This window comes from Hymenobacter aranciens (assembly GCF_030580865.1).
GTDB classification, from domain to species: Bacteria; Bacteroidota; Bacteroidia; order Cytophagales; family Hymenobacteraceae; genus Hymenobacter; species Hymenobacter aranciens.
Genome location: NZ_JAUQSY010000009.1, coordinates 221,779 through 243,256 on the forward strand (window position 1 = coordinate 221,779; position 21,478 = coordinate 243,256).

The 21,478-nt window shown below is 60.3% G+C and carries 19 protein-coding genes; 14 read left to right on the top strand and 5 right to left on the bottom strand.

Going from position 1 to position 21,478, the window contains the following annotated elements; translation table 11 throughout:
• Positions 1–348 precede the first annotated feature (348 nt).
• On the bottom strand, positions 349–543 hold the full coding sequence (locus Q5H93_RS15205; RefSeq protein ID WP_305007447.1) for a cold-shock protein: 195 nt from the start codon (positions 541–543) through the stop codon (positions 349–351).
• Positions 544–692: 149 nt separating this feature from the next.
• Between Q5H93_RS15205 and Q5H93_RS15210 the strand changes: the two genes are divergently transcribed.
• The 6 genes from Q5H93_RS15210 to Q5H93_RS15235 all read left to right on the top strand — a co-directional run bounded on the left by Q5H93_RS15210 (position 693) and on the right by Q5H93_RS15235 (position 6,826).
• Positions 693–1,094, top strand: a complete 402-nt coding sequence (locus Q5H93_RS15210) for an acyl-CoA thioesterase (protein ID WP_305007448.1) — start codon at positions 693–695, stop codon at positions 1,092–1,094.
• A 53-nt stretch (positions 1,095–1,147) separates the two neighbouring features.
• On the top strand, positions 1,148–1,381 hold the full coding sequence (locus tag Q5H93_RS15215; protein WP_305007449.1) for a DUF433 domain-containing protein: 234 nt from the start codon (positions 1,148–1,150) through the stop codon (positions 1,379–1,381).
• Complete coding sequence (locus Q5H93_RS15220) at positions 1,378–1,725, top strand: DUF5615 family PIN-like protein (protein WP_305007450.1); 348 nt, start codon at positions 1,378–1,380, stop codon at positions 1,723–1,725. Before Q5H93_RS15215 ends, Q5H93_RS15220 begins: the two co-directional genes overlap by 4 nt.
• A gap of 6 nt (positions 1,726–1,731) precedes the next feature.
• Positions 1,732–5,238 (top strand): UvrD-helicase domain-containing protein, encoded by a 3,507-nt coding sequence (locus Q5H93_RS15225; RefSeq protein ID WP_305007451.1) that lies wholly within the window; start codon positions 1,732–1,734, stop codon positions 5,236–5,238.
• Between the two features lie 33 nt (positions 5,239–5,271).
• Entirely contained in the window at positions 5,272–5,637 is a 366-nt protein-coding gene (locus Q5H93_RS15230) for a hypothetical protein (protein ID WP_305007452.1), read from the top strand.
• 472 nt (positions 5,638–6,109) lie between these two features.
• Positions 6,110–6,826, top strand: coding sequence for a hypothetical protein (locus tag Q5H93_RS15235; RefSeq protein ID WP_305007453.1), 717 nt, complete (start codon positions 6,110–6,112; stop codon positions 6,824–6,826).
• A 73-nt stretch (positions 6,827–6,899) separates the two neighbouring features.
• Here Q5H93_RS15235 and Q5H93_RS15240 read toward each other — a convergent pair whose 3' ends face one another.
• Complete coding sequence (locus Q5H93_RS15240; RefSeq protein ID WP_305007454.1) at positions 6,900–7,823, bottom strand: alpha/beta hydrolase; 924 nt, start codon at positions 7,821–7,823, stop codon at positions 6,900–6,902.
• 262 nt (positions 7,824–8,085) lie between these two features.
• On the opposite strand from Q5H93_RS15240, the gene Q5H93_RS15245 reads away from it, so the two are divergent.
• The 3 genes from Q5H93_RS15245 to Q5H93_RS15255 all read left to right on the top strand — a co-directional run bounded on the left by Q5H93_RS15245 (position 8,086) and on the right by Q5H93_RS15255 (position 11,329).
• Positions 8,086–8,901 (top strand): transporter, encoded by an 816-nt coding sequence (locus Q5H93_RS15245; protein ID WP_305007455.1) that lies wholly within the window; start codon positions 8,086–8,088, stop codon positions 8,899–8,901.
• Positions 8,902–9,290: 389 nt separating this feature from the next.
• The gene (locus Q5H93_RS15250) at positions 9,291–10,811 is read left to right on the top strand and encodes a T9SS type A sorting domain-containing protein (RefSeq protein WP_305007456.1); all 1,521 of its coding nucleotides are present in this window, start codon (positions 9,291–9,293) and stop codon (positions 10,809–10,811) included.
• 80 nt (positions 10,812–10,891) lie between these two features.
• Positions 10,892–11,329 (top strand): META domain-containing protein, encoded by a 438-nt coding sequence (locus tag Q5H93_RS15255; RefSeq protein ID WP_305007457.1) that lies wholly within the window; start codon positions 10,892–10,894, stop codon positions 11,327–11,329.
• 103 nt (positions 11,330–11,432) lie between these two features.
• Here the strand turns inward: Q5H93_RS15255 and Q5H93_RS15260 are convergent, their stop codons facing one another.
• Positions 11,433–14,876, bottom strand: coding sequence for a pyruvate carboxylase (locus Q5H93_RS15260; protein WP_305007458.1), 3,444 nt, complete (start codon positions 14,874–14,876; stop codon positions 11,433–11,435).
• 196 nt (positions 14,877–15,072) lie between these two features.
• Between Q5H93_RS15260 and Q5H93_RS15265 the strand changes: the two genes are divergently transcribed.
• From Q5H93_RS15265 to Q5H93_RS15285, 5 genes are read left to right on the top strand one after another with little or no spacing between them, the layout of a single operon-like run.
• Positions 15,073–15,789 carry an SDR family NAD(P)-dependent oxidoreductase gene (locus Q5H93_RS15265; protein ID WP_305007459.1) on the top strand — a complete coding sequence of 239 codons (717 nt, stop codon included), beginning with the start codon at positions 15,073–15,075 and terminating at the stop codon, positions 15,787–15,789.
• A gap of 45 nt (positions 15,790–15,834) precedes the next feature.
• Complete coding sequence (locus Q5H93_RS15270; protein ID WP_305007460.1) at positions 15,835–16,464, top strand: TetR/AcrR family transcriptional regulator; 630 nt, start codon at positions 15,835–15,837, stop codon at positions 16,462–16,464.
• A 4-nt stretch (positions 16,465–16,468) separates the two neighbouring features.
• Positions 16,469–17,773 (top strand): ABC1 kinase family protein, encoded by a 1,305-nt coding sequence (locus Q5H93_RS15275; protein WP_305007461.1) that lies wholly within the window; start codon positions 16,469–16,471, stop codon positions 17,771–17,773.
• A 29-nt stretch (positions 17,774–17,802) separates the two neighbouring features.
• Positions 17,803–18,339: a HEAT-like fold family protein gene (locus tag Q5H93_RS15280; protein WP_305007462.1), complete on the top strand. Its 537-nt coding sequence runs from the start codon at positions 17,803–17,805 to the stop codon at positions 18,337–18,339.
• Between the two features lie 27 nt (positions 18,340–18,366).
• Positions 18,367–19,218 carry a dienelactone hydrolase family protein gene (locus Q5H93_RS15285; RefSeq protein ID WP_305007463.1) on the top strand — a complete coding sequence of 284 codons (852 nt, stop codon included), beginning with the start codon at positions 18,367–18,369 and terminating at the stop codon, positions 19,216–19,218.
• 82 nt (positions 19,219–19,300) lie between these two features.
• Here Q5H93_RS15285 and Q5H93_RS15290 read toward each other — a convergent pair whose 3' ends face one another.
• Both Q5H93_RS15290 and Q5H93_RS15295 read right to left on the bottom strand, forming a co-directional pair.
• On the bottom strand, positions 19,301–20,041 hold the full coding sequence (locus Q5H93_RS15290; protein ID WP_305007464.1) for a phenylalanine-4-hydroxylase: 741 nt from the start codon (positions 20,039–20,041) through the stop codon (positions 19,301–19,303).
• A 286-nt stretch (positions 20,042–20,327) separates the two neighbouring features.
• Positions 20,328–21,464 carry an alpha/beta hydrolase gene (locus tag Q5H93_RS15295; protein WP_305007465.1) on the bottom strand — a complete coding sequence of 379 codons (1,137 nt, stop codon included), beginning with the start codon at positions 21,462–21,464 and terminating at the stop codon, positions 20,328–20,330.
• Positions 21,465–21,478 lie beyond the last annotated feature (14 nt).

Consider the following 21,478-nt stretch of genomic DNA (forward strand, 5'->3'; position numbering starts at 1 on the left):
ATGGGGAAAGAGACTACGCTCTGAAAACAGCCGAATCAGCGACGTTTCCCCACCTTCTACCTTCGACAAACAGGCGGGAAAAAACAACCGGGCAACTACCGGACAAACTACGCGGCCAACGTGTTAGTACTTCCTTTTTCTAAGGGTGACTACGTGGCCATTCTCAAACGCGGGTGCAAAGGTACGGAAATTATATTGCAAAAGCAAAGCGACCTATTAAAGAACGTCATCCTGAGCATTCCGCTTGATGCGCGGAATGCTCAGGATGACCTTCTTTTTATTTCCCCAAACGGCACAAAAAAAGCCCGCCGAAACCGGCAGGCCTTTGTCTTGAAAGCAAGGCAGATACTAAATCAGCGTCACTTTTACAGCATTCGGGCCTTTTTTGCCCTGTGCTACTTCGTATTGCACGCGGTCGTTTTCACGAACGGAGCTCACTTGCAAATCGCTGATGTGAACGAAAATGTCTTCGCCAGTTTCGTCGTTTTTGATGAAGCCAAAACCTTTGGTTTCATTAAAGAATTTTACCTTTCCGGTAGCCATGATGGTTGGTTGTGGAATTTCCCTAAGCTTATGGGCCACCGCGGCTTGCTTCCCTAGGTTGCGTCAAAGATAGGCATAATTTCCAAACGACAAAGTCAAACGTCTTTTTTTTCGGCTGCCGCCCTTTGCTTTCCTCCTCTCCTACTGCCATGCCTGCACCCGCTGACCCTGCTTTTTCCTACAGCCACGAATTCACGGTGCCTGAAGCCGCCATCGATGCGCTGGGCCACGCCAACAACGTGGAATACCTGCGCTGGGTGCAGGATGTGGCCGGCGCGCACTGGGCCAACGTGTGCCCGCCGGATGAGTGCGAAAAGTACGTCTGGGTGGTGCGGGAGCACCATATTAAGTACCGGCACTCGGCTTACGCGGGCGAATTGCTGCGGGCTACCACTTGGGTGGGCGACACCCACGGGGCCACTTCGATGCGCCACACCCACCTCACCCGCGCTGCCGATGGGGTGCTACTGTGCGAGGCCGAAACCACCTGGGTGCTGCTCGACCCCAGGAGTGGGCGGCCGGTGCGGGTGGAGGCGGAGGTGCTGGGGTAGCTGCGGAAAAAGCTGTAAATTTCCCTGAGTTCACGTCATTTTCTCCATTACTCATGCCTGCTTTTCCCGAGCGTATTACTGCTAGCCACGAAGTGATGCTAGGTAAGCCTGTCATCCGTGGCACCCGTATTACGGTAGAATTACTGCTGCGCAAGTTGTCGCAAGGTGCTACGACTGCTGATTTGCTACTGATGTATCCGCAGCTAGCGACCGAAGATGTGCAGGCAGCCCTGGCATACGCTACGGCATTGTTGGCGGATGAGGAGATAATAAAGCTAGCTGCATGATTCTAGCCGATGAGAATATTGGCCAGAGCCTGATTGAAGCACTACGCTCGGCAGGCTATGCGGTTAATTCCATTTACGAAACAGCCCGGGGAATAAGTGATGATGCAGTAATTATACGCTCACGCAACCCGCCGCAATTAATTCTGACCGAAGACAAGGATTTTGGCGAGTGGGTATTCGCGCACGGCATTCGCGATATTAGCGTTGTTTTTCTACGCTATGATTTTCGTGATACCGATTTATTAATTGCTACCCTGCTGGAACTACTACGTACTCGGCAGCCCGATTTATTCGGTGCTTTCACCACCGTCGGAGTTCAGAAAATTCGTATTCGCCGGCTCTAATTTCTTATGCCTCCTTCCTTCCGCATCTACTCATCCTCCGCCGGCTCGGGCAAAACCTACCAGCTGACAAAGGAATACCTCCTTCTGGCCCTCGGCTCCGACGACCCAGCATATTTCAAGCGCATCCTGGCCATCACGTTTACCAACGATGCGGCGGGGGAAATGAAGCATCGCATCGTTGATTCATTGCGGCGCTTTGCCTACTCTGAAGAAAACGCTAAACCGGATGCGCTGCTCAACGAAGTAGCCGTAGAGTTGGGCCTGAGCGCCGGGGAAGTGCGGCGGCGAGCGGCGGCCACGTTCCGGCTGCTGCTGTATCACTATGCTGATTTTGCGGTGAGTACGATTGACTCGTTTGTGCAGCGGATTGTGACGGCGTTCACGCGGGAATTGGGGCTGCCGGCCACGTTTGAGGTGGAGCTGGATACGGATAGCGTGCTGCAAACGGCCGTGGCGGCGCTGCTCGACAAGGTGAACCGCGACCCGAACAGCGTGCTGCTGTCGCAAACGCTGGCGGAGTATGCGCTGGGGCAGGCCGACGAGGGCAAAAGCTGGAGCCGGCTGCCGGAGGAGCTGGCGGGTTTCGGGCGTGCCTTGTTTAATGAGACGGTGCAGGAAGCGGTGACGCAATTGGGACTATTGTCGCTGGCCGATTTCCGGCGGCTGGACAAGGAAATCCGGGCGCGACGGGCGGAGATTGAGACGGCTTTTGTGCAGGCGAAGGAGCTGGGGACAAGCATTCTGGAAGACGCGGGCGTGAGCGTTGATGACTTGTATTACGGTAAGAGTGGCATCGGGAATTACGTGCAGAAGGGGGTGGCTTTATTGCAGCCCGACGCGGGGCCGAACAGCTACGTGCGCAAAACGCTGGACGAGGATAAATGGTACGGCGGCAAAATAAAAACGCCCGCCGACAAGGCGCGGGTAGATGCGGTGGCCGCGCCGCTACGCGACCTCGTGGAAACGCTGGATAAACTGCGCGCCACTTATGGGGCTGATTATATTCTGCTCAGCGCCATGCAGCCGTATTTATTTCACGCCTCGCTGCTGAGCGAATTAAATAAGGTTGTAGAGCAAATCAGTCGTGAGCGGAACGTGGTGCTGATTTCGGAATTTAACCGGCGCATTGCCAGCATTGTGCTGACTGAGCCGGTTCCGTTTATTTATGAGCGGCTGGGGGAGAAATTCCAGCACTTGCTGATTGACGAGTTTCAGGACACCTCGGTGCTGCAGTGGAACAATTTGCTGCCGTTGGTGGAAAATACCATTGCCAACGGCCACTCCAGCCTAGCGGTGGGCGATGCCAAGCAGGCCATCTACCGTTGGCGGGGGGGCGAGATGGAGCAGATTCTGCGGCTGCACCAGCGCAATACCGAGGCGCTGGTGCAGCGCACGCGGGAACCGGAAATGCGGGAATTATTGCGTGGGCGCTACGAGGCACTGGAGCATGCGCTGGAGCCGAAGGCGTTGCAAATTAATTACCGCTCGGCGCGGGAAATAATTAATTTCAACAACGCTTTTTTCACGCAGCTCAGCGAGCGGCACGCCGAGCTGGAACTGGTGCGGGGGATTTACGACGCGCATTTCGGGCAGGAGGTACCGGCGGAGCAATCTACGGCACAGCAGGGGCACGTCGAGGTGTTATTTACCCAGAAGGATGCGCCGGCGTTGCGCTACGACGCGGCGGCGGGCACTTACACCAGCGAGCCGCTGCCCGGGCACCTGCCTGAGGCGCTACTGACCTACGACGAAAGCACCTGCTACCTGGCGCTGCAATTAATTGAGCAGGCGCTGCACGACGGCTATAAACTGGCCGACATTGCCATTCTCTGCCGCACGCGCGGCGCCAGTAAAACGCTGGCCAAATTCCTGAAAGAGCGGGGCTACGAAATTATTTCGGCCGACTCGCTGGCGCTGGAATTTGCGGAGGTGGTGAATCTGGTGGTCAGCATTTTCCGGGTGCTGCACCAGCCGGCCGACACGCTGGCCCGGGCCGAGGCACTGCTGCTGCTGGATAAGGTGGTGCGTCATTTATCGCCGACGCCGGCCCGGGCCCGGCACATTGCGGAGCTGGCCAATGACAAGCTCGCGGGGCCGTTTTTCGACGAGCTGCGGGCGCTGGGCTACGACGTGCAGGAGGAAGACACCGGCAACCTGGGCCTCTACGAGCTAGCCGAGCGGCTGCTCACGCTGTTTGGGCTGCTGGGGCGCAACGGGGAGAGCGAATACCTGTTTCGCTTCCTCGATTTGACGCTGGAGTACAGCCTGAAATTCGGGAATAACCTGGGCAATTTTCTCACTTTCTGGGACGAGCGCAAGGGCCGCATCAGCATCAATGCGCCGGGCGGGCGCGAGGCCATTACCATTACCACGGTACACAAGGCCAAGGGCCTGGCCTACGGGGTGGTTATCGTGCCCTTTGCCGACTGGAGCCTGGAGCCCTACCGGGGCACGCTGCTCTGGGGGCACCTGGCGGCCGAGGAAAAACCCTTCCCACAAATGCCGGAGGTGGCGGTGGTGAGCCTCAGCAAGGCCATGCAGCAGACGCCCCTGGCCGCGCAGTATGACGAGGAGCGGGAGAAGACTTTCCTGGAAGGCTTGAACACGCTGTACGTGGCGTTTACGCGGCCCCGGCACCGGCTGTATGTGATTAGCAAGTCACCAATGGAAAAAGTCGGGGCGGCGGTGTTAGGTGTTAGGTCTTCGGTATTGGGTGTTGGGGCTTTGGAAAATAATTCTACTCCAAAACCCAACACCGAAAACCAAATACCCAACACCCAATACCCAACACCCAAAACCGAAAACCCTGCCCCCCCCCAACCCGCCGCCCGCAACGTGGCCGACCTCCTTATGGGCTACCTCCAGGCCCAAGGCCAGTGGCAGGAGGAACAGGTTTCGTTCGTCATCTCGCAAGGCAGCCCAGCCACTCAAACACTCAATACCCAACACCTAACCCCCAACACCTATCAACTCACCAACCTGCAGGCCGCGCCCTGGGACGACCGGCTCAAGCTGCGCCGCCACGCCACCACGCTCTTCGATTTTGACGAGCAGAAGCGCCTGAACGAGTGGAACCGCAAGCTGCACTACGGCCTGCGCCGCCTGCTCACGGCGGCCGATGCCAGCCGGGTGGCCGGGCAGCTGGTGGCCGAGGGCATCATCGGGCAGCGCGAGCGGGTGGAGCTGATTGACGCCCTCACGGCGGTGGCTACCGACCCGCGCCTGGCGCCCTACTTTGCCGAGCACCTGAGCGTGGAAACGGAGCGCGAAATCCTGGTGGGTGGCGTGCGCCTGCGCACCTACAAGCCTGACCGCATCGTGCTCGAACCCTCCCTCGAAGAACACCACCGCATGGGCGGCCGCGTGACGCTATTAGATTTTAAATTGCCCCCGCCGCAGGAGCAGCACCGCCGCCAACTACGCAATTATGCCACGCTGTTTGAGCAATTAGGGTATGCCGAGGTGCGCGGAATTATTTATTATTTCGGCTCGGATGAGGTGGTGGAGGTGTGATAAGCAGTTTATTTTATAAATAATCCCTGCGTAATGAGTGTAAACATTACTATTGCCGGCAATACAGCAGTTGTTGCAATCAGCGGCTATTACGAGTTGGTAGACATGGCAGAAATCATGGAACTGTACCACAATGGACGGGCTAGCGAGCTTACGTATATAATCTTCAACTGCCAGGACTGGGAAGCATTTAACGTATTTGGCAATGAGCTTTTAATGCTTCATAATGAATCTAAAAACCGAGAGAATAATCCCTTATTCTGTGGAGTCAGTGATGGGCTTAGGAGTGTGCTGCTTCTCATGCATCCTCCAGAATTCCCCGCACCTTTATTTTTAGCTGATGTGGAAGAATGTCTAAGGTATATTTGGGATACTTATCCGATTCCACCTGTAGTCTAATTATTCGCGTGCTCCTGTTTTATTGAATTGAAGTAAGATTTTACAACAAACCCTGCTTCTGAACCCCCTCGATGTCGCCACAGCGTCGAGGGTTCGCTTTTTTAGGAGCAACCGCTAACTTGGCGCCAGCACTGGTAGGGTGCGGATGATGACCGGTGGCGCCGAGCCATAAAAGTCTAAGGTGCTCGTGTCACCTCGCGCCGGGGCCACCTTAGAGTCTAATGTGCTCGTGTCACCTCGCGCCGGGAGCACATTAGGCTCTAATGTGCTCGTGTCACCTCATGCCGGGTACACATTAGACCCTAATGTGCTCGTGTCACCTCGTGCCGAGGCCACATTAGAGTCTAATGCGGGGAGTGCTGTATTGGGCGGTTGCAGTACGGGGGAATTTGGCTATTTGCTATTTTTTGTGCAACTTGGCGCTGCCGCTCCCAAGTGGTAGATGGCATCTTCACCCTTAACCCTTTATCACATGGCCGACCAGCCTAATTCCACCCCGGCTGCCACCGATGGCAGCGACGAAAAACCCATCAATCCAAAGCTGCTAATTCCCAAAAACGACGGCGCCCTGCTCGAAGTGGCCCGCCTCGTGATGGAGACCTGGGGGCTGGAAACGTGGTTTACCCTGCGCTGGAAAACGCAGGCCGAATTTGCCGCCCTCTACACTACGCTGGCGCAAAGCATCACCGACAAGCGCAGCGCCGCTACCTCGCGCACCCCGCAAAGCCAGCGCCTGCAGGAGCTGGACGATGAGATGGACGAGGGCCTGCGGTTTTTGAAGAAGTATGTGGAGGAAGAAAACGGCTACAACAAAGCCAAAACCGATGCCCGCCTGCCCGGCTTCGGGCTGGTGCCGCGCAAAGGCGGCGGCCTGGGGCTCGACATTGACCGCGACGAGCGCCGCGATGCCCTGCGCGACCTGCTGCTGCCGGCCGTGAAAAAGGCGGCCTTCAAAAACCGCCCCTACGGCACCGATTTCTGGCAAACCCGCTACGACGAATACAAAACCCTGCTCGAAAACGCCGACGGCCTGGCCGGCACGGTGACGAAATCGGTGAGTAAAAAAGACGAAGCGAAGAAGGAGTTGCGCCGGGTGCTGCAGGCGGTAGTGTATGCCCTGCGCGCCAATTTCCCGGACATCTACGCCGCCGAGCTGCGGGCCTGGGGCTTTCGGAAAGTGAGTTATTGAGTTGGTAGTTTAGCGTAGTAACAAGCCCCGTCGGCACAGTGCCGGTGGGGCTTGTTTGCGCGTAGGGCCTGGGCTATTTCGTGAGCCAGCCGTTGACGGCCAGCCAGTTTTGCAGGCGGTCCATCCAGAGGTCTTTCGTGCTGGGGTTATTCATCCCGAAACCGTGGCCGCCTTTCGGGTAAAGGTGCATCTCGGCGGGCACCTTGTGCTGGAGGCAGGCCTGGTAAAAGGCCAGACTGTTTTGTACCGGCACGAGGTCGTCGTCCTGGGTATGCACGAGGAAGGTGGGCGGCGTCTGGCGGCTCACCTGGCGGTCGGCCGAGTAGCGGATTTCCTGCGCCGCCGTGCGCTGGTCGCCCAGCAGGTTCTGGCGCGAGCCGGTGTGCGTAATGCTATCTGCAAAGCTGATAACCGGGTAAATGAGCATCAGAAACGCCGGCCGCACCGACTCGGCCCCCGGCTGCTCCCCCACCGGCTGGGCAAACAAGGTGCCCGCCGTGGCCGCCAGGTGCCCCCCGGCCGAGAAGCCCATGATGCCGATACGCTCGGGGTTCACACCCCACTCGGCGGCGCGCTGGCGCACCAGGCGCAGGGCCTGCTGGGCATCGCGCAGCGGGGCGGTGCTGGGGTCGGGCTGGGCGGCGGGGTTGGGCAGGCGGTACTTCAGCACGAAGGCCGTCACGCCCATCTCGTTGAAGCGCCGGGCCACGTCGTGCCCCTCGTGGTCCATCGCCAGAATGCCGTAGCCCCCGCCAGGGCAGATGACGACAGCCGTGCCGGTAGCCGTAGCCTTTGGCGCTTGGTAGATGGTGAGCGTGGGCTTCGTCACCTGCGACAGGTGCACCCGGCCACCCGGCTGCGGCAATCGGGTTTCCACCACCTTATTGGGCTTGGAATTAGGGACCGGGCCGGGATAGAGCGGCACCTCCGGCGCCTGGGCCAGCGCCGGGCCGGCCAGCATCGCCAGCAGGCCGAAGGCAATGAGCAGGGTTTGCATAAAGCTAATCTTGAGGTGAAGACGACAAAGCTACTAGCCCCACCAGCGAAGCACGTAGGCCAAACCCGTTCCTTCGGATTAATTCCAGCGATAATCCTATTAATTTTAACCCCAGGCCGGCGCCATCTTCACAATTAACCTCGCAAGTCGGGCGCTAAACTACTGACTCCCGCCCCCGTGCATCCATAGGGCCAGCCCTATTATCCCAGCACTCCCAAAATTGAACTATTCCGCACCAGCTGGCGTCTGGTTAGTCATGCGAATGACCACTCTGATTGCCCTCGCCGCCTTCGTTGGCAGCACCGGCACCACCCTGGCTCAGAACACGCCGGAAGAAAACAATCCCAACGTTGAGGCTCCGTTCGTGCGCAGTATCCGCGCTGACCGCCCCGGGCAGACCATTACGGCGCAGGTGCTGCGCCCCGGCCGCCTGCAGCTGGAGCTGGGCACGCAACGCCTCTCGCCCGCCAGCGGCGCGGGCATCAGCAGCAGCGGCGCGCTGCTCCGAATTGGCTTTTTCAACAGTATGGAGCTGCGCGTGTCGCAACCTTACTTCAGCCGCCGTACGGTCACGACCGCCGAAGGGGCGCTCCAGCAAGTCGGCGGCTGGGCCCCGGCCATCGTGGGCGCCAAGTTCATGATTTCATCCAATTACGACACCCGTTTCCAGGCCGCTATTCTGGCCGAAACGGAGGTACCGGGCACCGGCAGCCCGGCCCTGCGGGCTGGCACTTTCACCCCCAGCGCCCGCCTGCTGCTCAGCCAGCAGCTTGGCGAGCGGTTCGGGCTCGAAGGCAACTTCGGCTTCGGCCAGCGCGGCCTCACTACTGCTGACATTAAGAAGGGCCAGTACCTCGGTTCCCTGGCCCTCAACGGCGCTATCGGCCAGAAAACCGGCTTCTTCGTGGAGGCCTACGGCGCGGGCCGCACCGACCTCACCACTGGTACTACCGCCGGCCTGTACTTCCGCCCCGTGCCCGCCGTGCGCCTCGACGTGAATGCCGGCCGCGTGCTCGGCGGCCCCGCCGCCGGCAGCAGCACCGTGGGAGCCGGGCTGGTATTCAAAATAGGCAAGTAGTGGCTGCGGGGCAATACTAGCAAGCAGTAGCCCGCCGGGGAATCACTAAATCGCTCCCTGTTGCCGCCCGCTTATTTTCGTGTCCTGAGTGTTGAAGAGCGGCCGTGCCTTTGTGCATGGCCGCTCTTTTTCGCACATTATTTTTGGAGCTGGCAATGCTGTCAGAAGGTTTCCGGTAGCCGTTTTTTGGTCGTTGGCCCTTCTTTTTCTGCCGTTGGCGTACTTTTTACGCCACTCAGACTTTGCTTTTTTGTATGTTTGTGTTATGTCGCGTGGCCGGGGCCGTCGAATATGACATGTTTATGCTATACCATCCCCCGTTTGCCCGCCGTACTTTTGTACGATTCTTCATTTAACCTGCTTCGCCCGTCATTTTTTCGACTCCAGTTATGAAACACCTTTCCTCTGCGATGGCCCTGCTGGGCCTGCTGCTGGGCGGCTACAAAGTCCAGGCCCAGGACTTTTACAATAACGGCGCCGCTATCACGCTGACCGGCGGAGCTTCCATCTACATTCCGGGCAACCTGACCAACGACAACAGCGGCAACATCACCACGAATGGCAGTACCATTCAGGTGGGCGGCAACGTCGTAAATCAGAACTCGGCCAACATGAACCTGGGCGCCGCCGGCACCTGGGAAGTGAAAGGCAACGTGACCAACACGGCCACCATCACGCCCGGCACCGGCACGCTGCAGCTCACCGGCACCGCCGCCCAGACCCTGAGCACCAACAACGGCCAGTTGTATAACCTTACGGTGAACAACTCGGCCACGCCAACGGCGGTAAACGTGACCACCAACGTGACGGTAAACAACCAGCTGACCCTTACCAATGGCATGGTACGCACCACCGCCGCCACCAAAGTAGCCCTGCCCAATGGCGCCACCGTCACGGGCGAGCAAAGCGGCCGCTACGTAGCCGGCAACCTGGAGGTGACCCGCAACTCGGTGAGCGGTGCCTCGCCGGTCAGCTTTGCCAACGGCGCCAGCATCACCCCGAACAACAACCTGGGCAACGTGGTAGTAACCCGCACCGCCGGCCTGAACACGGCCAACGTGAGCTACGGCGTAAACCCGACCGACAACAACAAAAAAGGCATCGACCAGATTTGGACCATTGCGCCGGCAACGCAGCCGGCCGGTGGCTCACCCGCCACGGTGGCCTTCAGCTGGCTGTCGGACAACGACAACGGCCTAGCCAGCTTTACGCAGGCGCGCATCTGGCAAAGCTCGGGGGCTAGCTCCTGGATTGCCGTGGGGCCCTACGTAAACGCCAACAGCCGCAGCATCTCGGGCGCAGCCAACTCGCTGTCGCGTTTCACGGTGAGCAACGAAGCGGCCCCGCTACCGGTGGAGCTGCTCAGCTTCACGGCCGTGCGCGAAGGCGACGGCGCCCTGCTGAACTGGCGCACGGCTTCGGAAAAAAACAACGACCACTTCGATGTGGAAGTGAGCACCGACGGTCGCAGCTTCACGAAGTTTGCCGTAGTGGCCGGCCAAGGCACGAAAGCAATGCCAACCGATTATACCACCACCGACCCCAAGCTGCTCAGCTACCACGTCGACCAGGTGTACTACCGCCTGAAGCAGGTGGATAAGGACGGCAAAGAGTCGTTCTCGCCGGTGCGCGTCCTGCGCGTGGAAGTGGCCGGCTTCACGGCCTTTGCCTTCCCCAACCCGATGGCCCAAAACGGCACCACGGTGCAAATTCGCACCGCCGAAGCCGGCCCCGCCGAGCTGGCCGTGTACGATGCCACCGGCCGCCTGCTGATGGGCGTCAAAACCCAACTCCTGGTAGGCCTCAACGAAGTGAAACTGGCCGAAGCTGCCAAGCTGGCTACCGGCGCTTACTTCCTGAAAGTGAACCAAGGCAAGCAGCACACCCTGCTGAAACTGGTGCGCGAATAGTCTTTGAGCCCTGCGGCTCGTATAAAATGGCCCGTAGCTTGCGCTACGGGCCATTTTTCTTTTTCTCCTCACTCCTGCTCATGCGCTATTTCCTGCTGCTGGCCCTGGCCGCAACGGCCTGCCAGACCAAGCCCACTCAAGAAGCCTCCACTGTGCCCGCCTGGCCCGCTGCGCCGCTCCGCAACACCCGCTGGGTGCCGCGTGAGATTGGCAGCCAGCCGGTTTCAATTCCTGACAATACCCAAGAGCCCTACCTGCTGCTACGCCCCGAAGGCTCGGCCGAGGGCAATGCCGGCTGCAACCGCTTTCGCGGCGAGGCCACGGCCGAAGGCGGCGATGGCTTACGCTTTGGGGCGCTGCTGACTACCCGCATGGCCTGCCCCGCCCTGGCCACCGAAACCGCATTCACCAAAGCACTGGAGCAAACGCGCCACTACCGCATCAGCGGCGACACGCTGCGGCTCTACGATGCCAGCAACGGGCTTCTGACGCGGCTGGAGGCGGTGTACCTGCAGTAGCAAACGCAGGTCAAAATAGAGGCTAAAAAACGGAGGGTTAGAAATCAGCACCAGGTTATTCGGCGCTGATTTTTAATCCTCCGTTTTTTAGCTTCCTGCTGTGCTACTTAGTGGTCAGCACCAAGTCGTCTGCTTGCACGCGGGTACCTTCCGTTAGGCTCACAGCGTCAATCGTCAAGTCTTGCGGGGCGGTGATGGTGGTTTCCATCTTCATGGCCTCGATGACGAACAGCGGGGTGTTTTTCGTGACCTGCTGGCCGGGCTGCACCAGCACTTTGCTGAGCATGCCTTGCAGCGGCGCGGCTACGTGCTGGGAGTTGGCCTTATCGGCCTTGGCGTTGCTGGTTTTGGTGACGGCCACGGAGTTGTCGCGCACGTCAAGATTGCGGGTTTGGCCGTTGAGGGTGAAAAAGACGGTGCGGCAGCCCTCTTCATTGACATGGCCGACGGACTGCAGCCGCACGATGACCGACTTGCCGCGGGCAATTTCGATGAGCGTCTCCTCCCCTTCTTCGAGGCCGTAAAAGAATACTTTGGTGGGAATCTGGCTGACTTCGCCGAACTGCTGGCGGAATTTCCAGTAGTCCTCGAATACCTTGGGGTAAAGCAGATACGAAAGCAAATCAGTGAACTTGCCGCCGGGGAATTTCTCCTGGAACGCAGGCCAGTCCTGCTCGAAATCAATGGGTGGCAAATGCTCACCGGGCCGGGTGGTGAAGGGCTCCTCGTTTTTGAGAATCAGCTTTTGCAGCTCGGCGGGCCAGCCGCCCTCGGGCTGGCCGATGTCGCCGCGAAACAGCTCGCGCACCGACTCGGGGAAGCTCAGGGTTTCGCCCTTGTCCAGCACGTCCTGCGGTGTGAGGCTGTTCGACACCATGAACAAGGCCATGTCGCCCACCACTTTGCTGCTGGGTGTCACCTTCACGATGTCACCAAATAATTGGTTGACGTCGGCAAAGCGTTGCTTGACTTCCTCAAACTTATCGAGCAAGCCCAGCGAGGCCGCCTGCGGGCGCAGGTTGGAGTACTGCCCGCCGGGAATTTCGTGCTGAAAAACCTCCGAAGTGCCCGCCAGCAGGCCCGACTCGAAGGGATAATACATTTCGCGCACGGCTTCCCAGTAATTACTGAACTCGTTGAGCGAGTGCTGGTCGAACTCGTGGTGGCGCGGGGTGTGGCGCAGCATTTCCACCACCGAGTTGAAGTTGGGCTGTGAGGTGAGACCCGACAGCGACCCGATGGCCACGTCGATGACGTTGGCGCCGGCTTCTACGGCCTTCATATAAGTGGCAGCCTGCAGCGAAGAAGTGTCGTGGGTGTGCAGGTGAATGGGCAGTTTCACCGCGTCGCGCAGGCCGGCAATGAGTTCGCCGGCGGCGTAGGGTTTGAGCAGCCCGGCCATATCCTTGATGCAGAGAATGTGGGCGCCGGCATCTTCGAGCTGCTTGGCCAGCCGGAGGTAGTAGTCGAGGCTATACTTACTGCGTTTCGGGTCCATGATGTCGCCGGTGTAGCAGATGCAGGCTTCGGCCAGGCTCTGGGTTTTGTTGCGCACAAAACCGATGCAGGACTCCATGCCCTTGAGCCAGTTCAGCGAGTCGAAAATGCGGAACACGTCAATGCCGGTTTCGCCAGCCTGCTCCACGAATTTTTCAATGAGGTTGTCGGGATAAGCTTTGTAGCCCACGCCGTTGGCGCCGCGGATAAGCATCTGCAACAGAATGTTGGGCACGGCAGCGCGCAGCTTGGCCAGCCGCTCCCAGGGGTCTTCATGCAGAAAGCGCAGGGCTACGTCGAAGGTGGCACCGCCCCACACTTCGAGGGAGAAGGTTTGCGGGTGCTGCTGGGCGTAGGCGCCGGCCACTTTCAGCATGTCCCAGCTGCGCATGCGGGTGGCCAGCAGGCTTTGGTGGGCGTCGCGCAGGGTAGTGTCGGTGTAGTGAATAAGCGGCTCGTCGCGCAGCCATTGGGCAAAGCCTTCGGGGCCCAGCTCCTGCAGCTTTTGTTTGGTGCCGGGGGCGGGCGTAGCGGTAGCGTCGAAGGCCGGCAGGTGCGGGCGGCGGGGCTGGCGGCGCGGGTCAAGGTGGTCCTTGACGTCGGGGTTGCCGTTCACCACCACATCGCCGACGTAGGCCAGCAGGCGCGTGGCGCGGTCCTGACGCAGCTTGAACTCAAAGAGTTCGGGATGGTCCTTGATGAAATCGACAGTGGCGTGGCCGGCCCGGAATTCGGGATTGGCCACGATGTTGTCGAGGAAGGGAATGTTGGTTTTGACGCCGCGGATGCGGAATTCAGCTAGGGCCCGGCGCATTTTCTGGGCCGCTGCGGTGAGCGTGGGCGCCTGGGCCGATACTTTCACCAACAGCGAATCGAAAAACGGCGACACGATTGCGCCCTGGTACACCGAGCCCTGGTCGAGCCGGATGCCGAAGCCGCCGGCCGAGCGATAGGCCACCACGGTGCCGTAGTCCGGCTTAAAGTCGTTGGCGGGGTCTTCGGTGGTGATGCGGCACTGCATGGCGAAGCCCACTTTCAGCGGCGTTACATCGGCGCCGAGGCCGATTTCGGGGTCGCCGAGCTTGTAGCCAGCGGCGATGTAGAGCTGGGTCTTAATCAAGTCCACACCCGTAATCATCTCGGTGACGGTGTGTTCGACCTGGATGCGCGGGTTGACTTCGATGAAGTAAATCCGGTTGTGCTCGGGGTTTACCAGAAATTCCACCGTGCCCACGTTGTCGTAGCCCACGGCCCGGCCGATGCGCAAGGCATAGTCGTAAAGCTGCTCGCGCAACTCATCGGCCAAGCCCACGGACGGCGCCACTTCCACCACTTTCTGGAAGCGGCGCTGCACCGAGCAGTCGCGCTCGTAGAGGTGTACAAGGTTGCCGTGCTGGTCGCCCACCAGCTGCACCTCAATGTGTTTGGGGCGCTCCACGAATTTTTCCAGGAACACAGTGTCGTCGCCGAAAGCATTCAGCGCCTCGTTGCGGGCCTCGAAAAAGCCTTTCTCCAGTTGCTCATCGTCGCGGATAATGCGCATGCCGCGGCCGCCGCCACCCGAAGCTGCCTTTAGCATCACGGGGTAGCCGATACGGTTGGCTTCGGTTTTGGCCGTTTCAAAATCAACGAGGTCGGCCTCGCTGCTTTCAATCTGGGGGACCTGCTGCTCGCGGGCCACCTGCTTGGCCCGCACTTTGTCGCCGAGGGCTTCCATCACCTCGGGCCGGGGGCCGACGAAGATGAGGCCTTCCTCGCGGCAGCGGCGGGCCAGCTGGGCGTTTTCACTCAGGAAGCCGTAGCCGGGGTGGATAGCGTTGACCCGGTTTTCTTTAGCCACGCGCAGCAGGCCTTCGATGTCGAGGTAGGGCTTGAGGGGCTCGTCGTCGCGGCCAATCTGGTAGGCCTCATCGGCCTTGTAGCGGTGCAGCGAGTAACGGTCTTCGTAGGTGTACACGGCCACCGTGGGGATGGCCATTTCGGTGGCCGCGCGCAATACGCGAATGGCAATTTCGCCCCGGTTGGCGACAAGGAGTTTGGTTATTTTCATAAATCGACAGCAGGAAATGCCCCGGCACAGCCCCGAATACGCAGCTTTTGGGCTTTTGGCTGCTGCGCTGCGCAATATAAAGCGTCAGCCGGATGGGAGTTTGATAATTGCGTACCTATTCCCGTACGTTTCAGCCAACCGCGCTGCCTTATACGTTAGGGCTGCACAACCTCACGCTGCTTTCAACTCACAGGCAATGCAATTTACCGGCAAAAACATTCTGCTAATCGGGGCTTCATCGGGTATCGGCCTGGCCACGGCCACGCTGCTGCATGGGCTCGGGGCCACTTTATTCACGGCTTCCCGGCATCTCTCCCCTGAGCTGGAAGCCCTGCAAACCAATTATCTGCCCTACGATGCCACGCAGCCCGTAGGCGCGGCCTTCGACCAGTTACCCGAGGTGCTGCACGGCGTGGTGTACTGCCCCGGCAGCATCAAGCTGCGCCCCTTCGAGCGCATTCCGGCCGAGGATTTTCAGGCTGATTTCGACCTGAATGTACTGGGGGCCGTGCGAGTGCTGCAAGCCGTGATGAAGCGGCTGAAAAAGGCGGAGGGCGGCGCTTCGGTCGTCTTATTCAGCACGGTAGCGGCCGACACGGGGATGAGCTTCCACACCAGCATTGCCACGGCCAAGGCGGCGGTGGAAGGCCTCACGCGGGCGCTGGCGGCCGAGTACGCGGCCAGCGGCGTACGCGTCAACTGCATTGCGCCGTCGCTCACCAATACGCCCTTGGCGGCGGCCCTGCTCAATTCGCCTGAAAAGGCGGAGGCCGGCGCCCGGCGGCACCCGCTGCAGCGCATCGGCCAGCCCGAGGATTTGGCTTATACCGCCGCCTTCCTGCTGTCCAGCCACAGTTCGTTTACCACCGGGCAGGTAATCGCCGTGGATGGTGGCCTGGGCCGACTGAAATAACCGGCCGCAGCCGAACCCTACCCCTATCAAACCGGTTATTATCACATGGAAAAGGACCGCATCAAACAAGCCTACCTCGACTTCGTGCGCAACGAAGGCCAGCCCCCCGCCTCCGTGTATAAGCTGATGCAGCAGCTGGAACTGCCTGAGGCCGAATTCTACCGCCACTATGCCAATTTCGAGGCCATCGACCGGAAGTTGTGGGCTGATTTTGGCCGCCAGGCGCGGCAGACGGCCGCCACCGAGCCCGTGTGGGCCGACTACGGCAGCCGCGAAAAGCTGCTGGCGTTCTACTACACGCTGCTCGAAATTCTGAAGCAAAACCGCAGCTACGCCCTGCAAAGCCTGCGCCGCTCGCTGTCGAAAGTGCCGAGCTTTACGCCCCGGGTACTCGATGATTTCCGGCAGGAGTTTGAGGAGTTTGTGGCTGGCTTGCTGCACGATGGTCGTAGCAGCGGCGAAATAGCCAGCCGAGCGCTGGTGCAGGACAGCTACCCGCGCCTGTTCTGGCAGCAGGCACTGTTCGTGCTGGGCTTTTTTGCCAAAGACGACACCGTGAACTTCGAGCGCACCGACGCCGCCGTGGAAAAAGCCGTGACGCTGAGCTTCGACCTGGTGGGCCGCAATACGCTGGATTCGGCCGTTGATTTCGTGCGATTTCTGGTAGGCAAGTAGTCTCATGGCCGACCAACCCCAGGAGTCGCTGCCTACCAGCAAGGTAGCCCGCGCCGCCCGCTTCGCCAAAACTGGCTTCAACGTGGGCACCAACTACATAAAGCACTATGCCAAAAAAGCCGTAGGTGCCGAAACCTCGACCGAAGCGCTGCACGCCGCCAACGCCGCCGAGCTCTACGGCACCCTGAGCGAGATGAAGGGTTCGGTGCTGAAAGTGGCCCAGATGCTGGCGATGGAGAAAAACCTGCTGCCCACGGCCTACGCCGAGCAGTTTGCCCAAGCGCAGTACCAGACGCCGCCGCTGTCGGGGCCGCTGGTGGTGAAAGCGTTCCGGGATGCTTTCGGTAAGTCGCCGTTTGAGGTGTTTGATGAGTTTGAGCCCACGGCCCGGCAGGCGGCGAGCATCGGGCAGGTGCATCGCGCCCGCAAGGATGGTAAAGCTCTGGCGGTGAAGGTGCAATATCCCGGCGTGGCGGCCAGCATTCAGTCCGATATCCGGCTGGTGAAACCGGTGGCTCTGCGGGTATTAGGTTTTAATGAGGCGCAAGTGCGCCCCTATCTGGCCGAAGTCGAAACCCGCCTGCTCGAAGAAACCGACTACGCGCTGGAGCTGCGCCGGGGCCAGGAAATTGCGGCCGCTTGCGCCCACCTGCCGCATCTGGAGTTTCCGCGCTACTACCCCGACATGTCGGGTGCCCGCATCCTGACTATGGACTGGCTGTCGGGCCAGCATCTCAAGGAGTTCCTGGCTACCCAGCCCTCGCAGGCGGTGCGTAATCAGCTGGGGCAGGCGCTGTGGGATTTTTACCAATTTCAGCTCAACACCTTACACCAGGTGCATGCCGACCCGCACCCCGGCAATTTCCTGCTGCAAGCCACGCAGGGCGGCACCGTGGGCGTGCTCGATTTCGGCTGCGTGAAAACGGTGCCGGCTGAGGTGTACACGTTGTTCACGGCCCTGCTGGCGCCTGAAACCTATGCCGACGAAACCCGCCTGAGTGAGCTACTCACCCAGGCCGGCGTACTGCGCCCCGACGACCCACCCGCCCTGCGAGCGCTGTACCTGCGCACCATGCGCCACTCGCTGGAGCTGGTGGGCCGCCCTTTCCGCCAGCCGCACTTCAACTTCGGCGACCCGGCTTACATGCAGGAGCTCTATCAACTGGGCGACAACCTCATGCAAGACCCCGAGCTGCGTCGCCAGCGCGAGCCGCGCGGCTCCGAGCACTTCATTTACCTCAACCGCACCTACGTCGGGCTGTTTGCCCTGCTCACGGAGTTGGGGGCCGAAGTGCAAACCGCTGCCTGAAAAGCTGTCGTTTTTCCCGTTCTTGGGGCATGGATTTAGCTGCCGAACTGCTGCGCGAGCACTCCGCCCGCCAGACTCAGCGCCTCGTGCGTTACGCAAATGCCCGAACCAGCCATCTGGTCGAACTGGTTGACCTCGTGACGGGGCCGCCCGGCCGGGTGAGCCAGCTGGCCGCTGAAATACTGGGCTGGTGCGCCGAGCAGCAGCCGAAGCGGCTACTGCCGCATCTGCCTCGGCTATTGCTATTGTTAGGCCCTACCGGCCATCACGTAGCCGTGCGCCGGGGCATTGCGCGAGCGCTACAGTTCGTGCCCGTGCCGAATGACTTACAGGCCGAAACATTCGACCGCAGCCTGGAGTTGCTGGGCAGCGCTTCCGAAGCGGTTGCCGTAAAAGCCTCTCTGCTGACGGTGCTCACTAACCTGGCCCGCTTGCACCCCGACCTGGCTACCGAAGTGCTGATGGTACTGGAGCCGCAGCTACCTTATGCTTCGCCGGCGCTGCGGTCGCGGGCGGCGGCTTCAATACCTGTTCTGCAACAGCTTGCCCAAGCAAATGCTCATTAAACTCTCCCTTATTCTCCAACATTTCAAATGAAAAAGCTCTTCCTTCTTGGCCTGCTACTGGCCGGTTTCTCATCGGCCCAGGCCCAACACGTAGCCAGCTGCTGCAGCCGCCCCGCTGCTACCGAAGTATTTGCCATGCTGGCTACTAACCCCGAATTTGTGAGTGGCCACGATGCGCCGCTGCCCTACGAATACCAGGGCGCGGGCCAGGAAATCGAATTCAAAACGCCCGACGGCAGCAGCGGCCGCGGCTTCGAAATCAAAAGCGCCACGCCGTCCACTAAATACCTGCTGGTATTCCAGGAGTGGTGGGGCCTCAACGATTACATCAAGAAAGAAGCCGCCACCTACGCCGCCGAAATGCCCGGCGTAAACGTGCTGGCCCTCGACCTCTACGACGGCAAAGTGGCCACCACCGCCGACGAAGCCAGCCAGCTCATGCAGGCCGTAAAAACCGAGCGCGCCCAGGCCATCATCAAAGGCGCCATCGCCTACGCCGGCCCCAAAGCGCAGCTAGCCACCATCGGCTGGTGCTTCGGCGGCGGCTGGAGCCTGCAAGCCGCCCTGCTCGGCAGTAAGCAAACCACTGGCTGCGTTATGTATTACGGCATGCCCGAAAAAGACGTGGCCCGCCTCAAAACCCTTCGCACCGACGTGCTGGGCATCTTTGCCGACCAGGACAAGCACATCAGCCCCGCAGTAGTGGCCCAGTTTAAAAAAGACATGGCCGCCGCCGGCAAAAAGCTCACCGTATACAGCTACGCCGCCGACCACGCCTTTGCCAACCCGTCCAACCCTAAGTTTAACAAGGAGTTTGCCGCCCAGGCGCACGCCAAATCACTGGCTTATCTGCGCGGGCGCTTCAAGCTCAAAAGTTGAGTTGACAATTAATAAGCAGAAAGGGGCTGCCGGAAAAACTTCCGGCAGCCCCTTTCTGCTTGTTTTCCAGCTCAGAATCACTCTAGGCAGCCTGCCGCCAGTCGGTGGCCAGCAGGCCGGTCAGTTCGGCGGCGTAGCTGGCCAGCTGCTCCCAGTCGGGCAGCACAAAGTATTGGTTTTGAAAGCGCGTGTCGAGTACGGGCGTGCTGAGGACCGTGCTCAGGTCGAAGTCCGAGCGCGGCGTTTCCTCATCCATGCAGTGGTGAATTTCACCGGCCGACGACAGCAGGCCCGCGCCGTAGAGGCGCAGCTTGTTATCGTGCCGCACCAGGCCAAACTCGGCCGTGAAGAAATACAGCGCCCACAGCTGGCGGCGCGTAACGGTGTCGGCGGCGGGCAGCACCTGGGCGGCCTGCCCCAACTCGTGCAGGAAGTTGGCAAAGGCCGCATCGAGCAGCATGGGGACATGCCCGAACAGGTCGTGGAACAAATCGGGAGCGGAAGTGAAGTCGAAGTCGCGCATGAGGCGCAAGCGCGTCACTACCGGAAACTTGCGTTCGGCCAGCAGCCCGAAGAAGGTCGTCAAATCGACCTGCTGCCCGAATGGCACCAACTGCCAGCCGCTCAGAACCTGCACCTGTTCGCTCAGCGCCCGGATTTCCGGTATTGCGTCGCGCCGGAGCCCCAGCCGGGCCAGCCCCTCGCTGAACACCGGGGCGGCCCGCCGGTGCAGCAGCGCCGTCTGGCGGTCGAACAGAATTTTCCAGACCAACTGGTCCTGGGCCGAGTAGGCGGTGGCGGGGTTGTGGGGCAGTTTGAACATAGCAACAGGGCGAAAAAAAAGCCCGACTTCCTGAAAGGAATCGGGCTTTTGCTTGGAGAATTAGCGAAAGAGAGTTTTCATGCTTTCTGCTTCCGTAATGCCAAACGCGGCCCGACCCCGCTATGTTTAAAGCGGGTGGCGGTGGCTTGGCAATTGACGTATAGCTGGCGCATGACGAAGCGAATATCAGCCTATTTTTTGGAAAAGCAAGTTTTCCAGCAAATTATTTTTGCGCACCGCTCTTGGCAACGCTGCCTTTTCCGCTCTCAAAAACTTAAGCAATAGCTTACTTTACTCGAAACAGCCATTGGTAAGCCGCCGGAAATTCCCGCTTCCAAAACCATTCACGGTGCTGCCCGTCGGCGGGCGCCTGCAACCGCAGGTGCCTAGCCGGCACCCCCCCGGCACGCAGCGCATCGCGCCAGGCTGCCATCAGCGGCAGCATCGTTTCCGATTCCTGAGGGCCGCACACAAAGTAGAATCGCGTAGTCGGCGCAGCCGGGTGCGCGGCGAAATACGTTTTCAGCGAGTCGTTGCAAACCCAGAAGGCCGGTGAAAATACCCCTACCCGCCCGAATGCTTTGGGATACCGCAGGGCCGCATAAAACGAAATGAGCCCGCCCAGGCTGGAACCCGCCACGCCCGTGCTGGCAGCCTCGGGTCGCGTGCGGTAGTATGCATCGATGTATGGCTTCAGCGTCTGGGCCAGGAAATCGACGTAGGCGCCACCCTGGCCGCCTCTTTTCAGCTCAGCGTTGGGCCAGGGGATGTATTCGTCGGTACGTAGCTCGCCGCCGTTGTCCACGGCTACCACGATGCAGCCAGCGGGGTCCTGCCCGGTGGCGCGCAGGCGGTCGAGGGTTTCATCCACGCCCCATTCGCCGCTGAAGCTGATGGCGGCGTCGAACATGTTCTGGCCGTCGTGCAGGTAGAGCACGGGATAGCGCCGCCGGGGCTGCCGGGCGTAGTCGGCGGGCAGGTAAATCCAGACCCGGCGCTGCCGGTTGCCCAGCTGCGGCATCGTGAAATTTTCGGCCAGCACCCGCACCTGGGGCGAGGCGGTGGACTTCGGAGGTGCAATAGAAGCTTGGTTGTCCCAGTTCAGCACTTCGTGCAGCAGTTCACCGCGCTGCCCGGCCGGGGCCTGCCGGTTAGCCACGGGCTGGCGCTGGGCATCCAGCTCGGCCCGGCCCCAGCTGCCCAGCGTGAATTTGTACTCCAGCGCCCCCAGACCGGCCGGCAAGGCCAGCTGAAGGGAGCCATCGGCATTGCGGCGCAGGGCGTAGGCCAGGTTGTGGGGGTTCCAGCTATTAAAGGAGCCGGCTACGAATACCGTATCGGTTGGCGGCGTGTCGGCGGGCAGGCGGGTTATTTTCAGCACCACCTGCGCCGGGCTGGGTAGCGCGCACCCAAGGGTGAGCACTGCCAGCAGCCAGC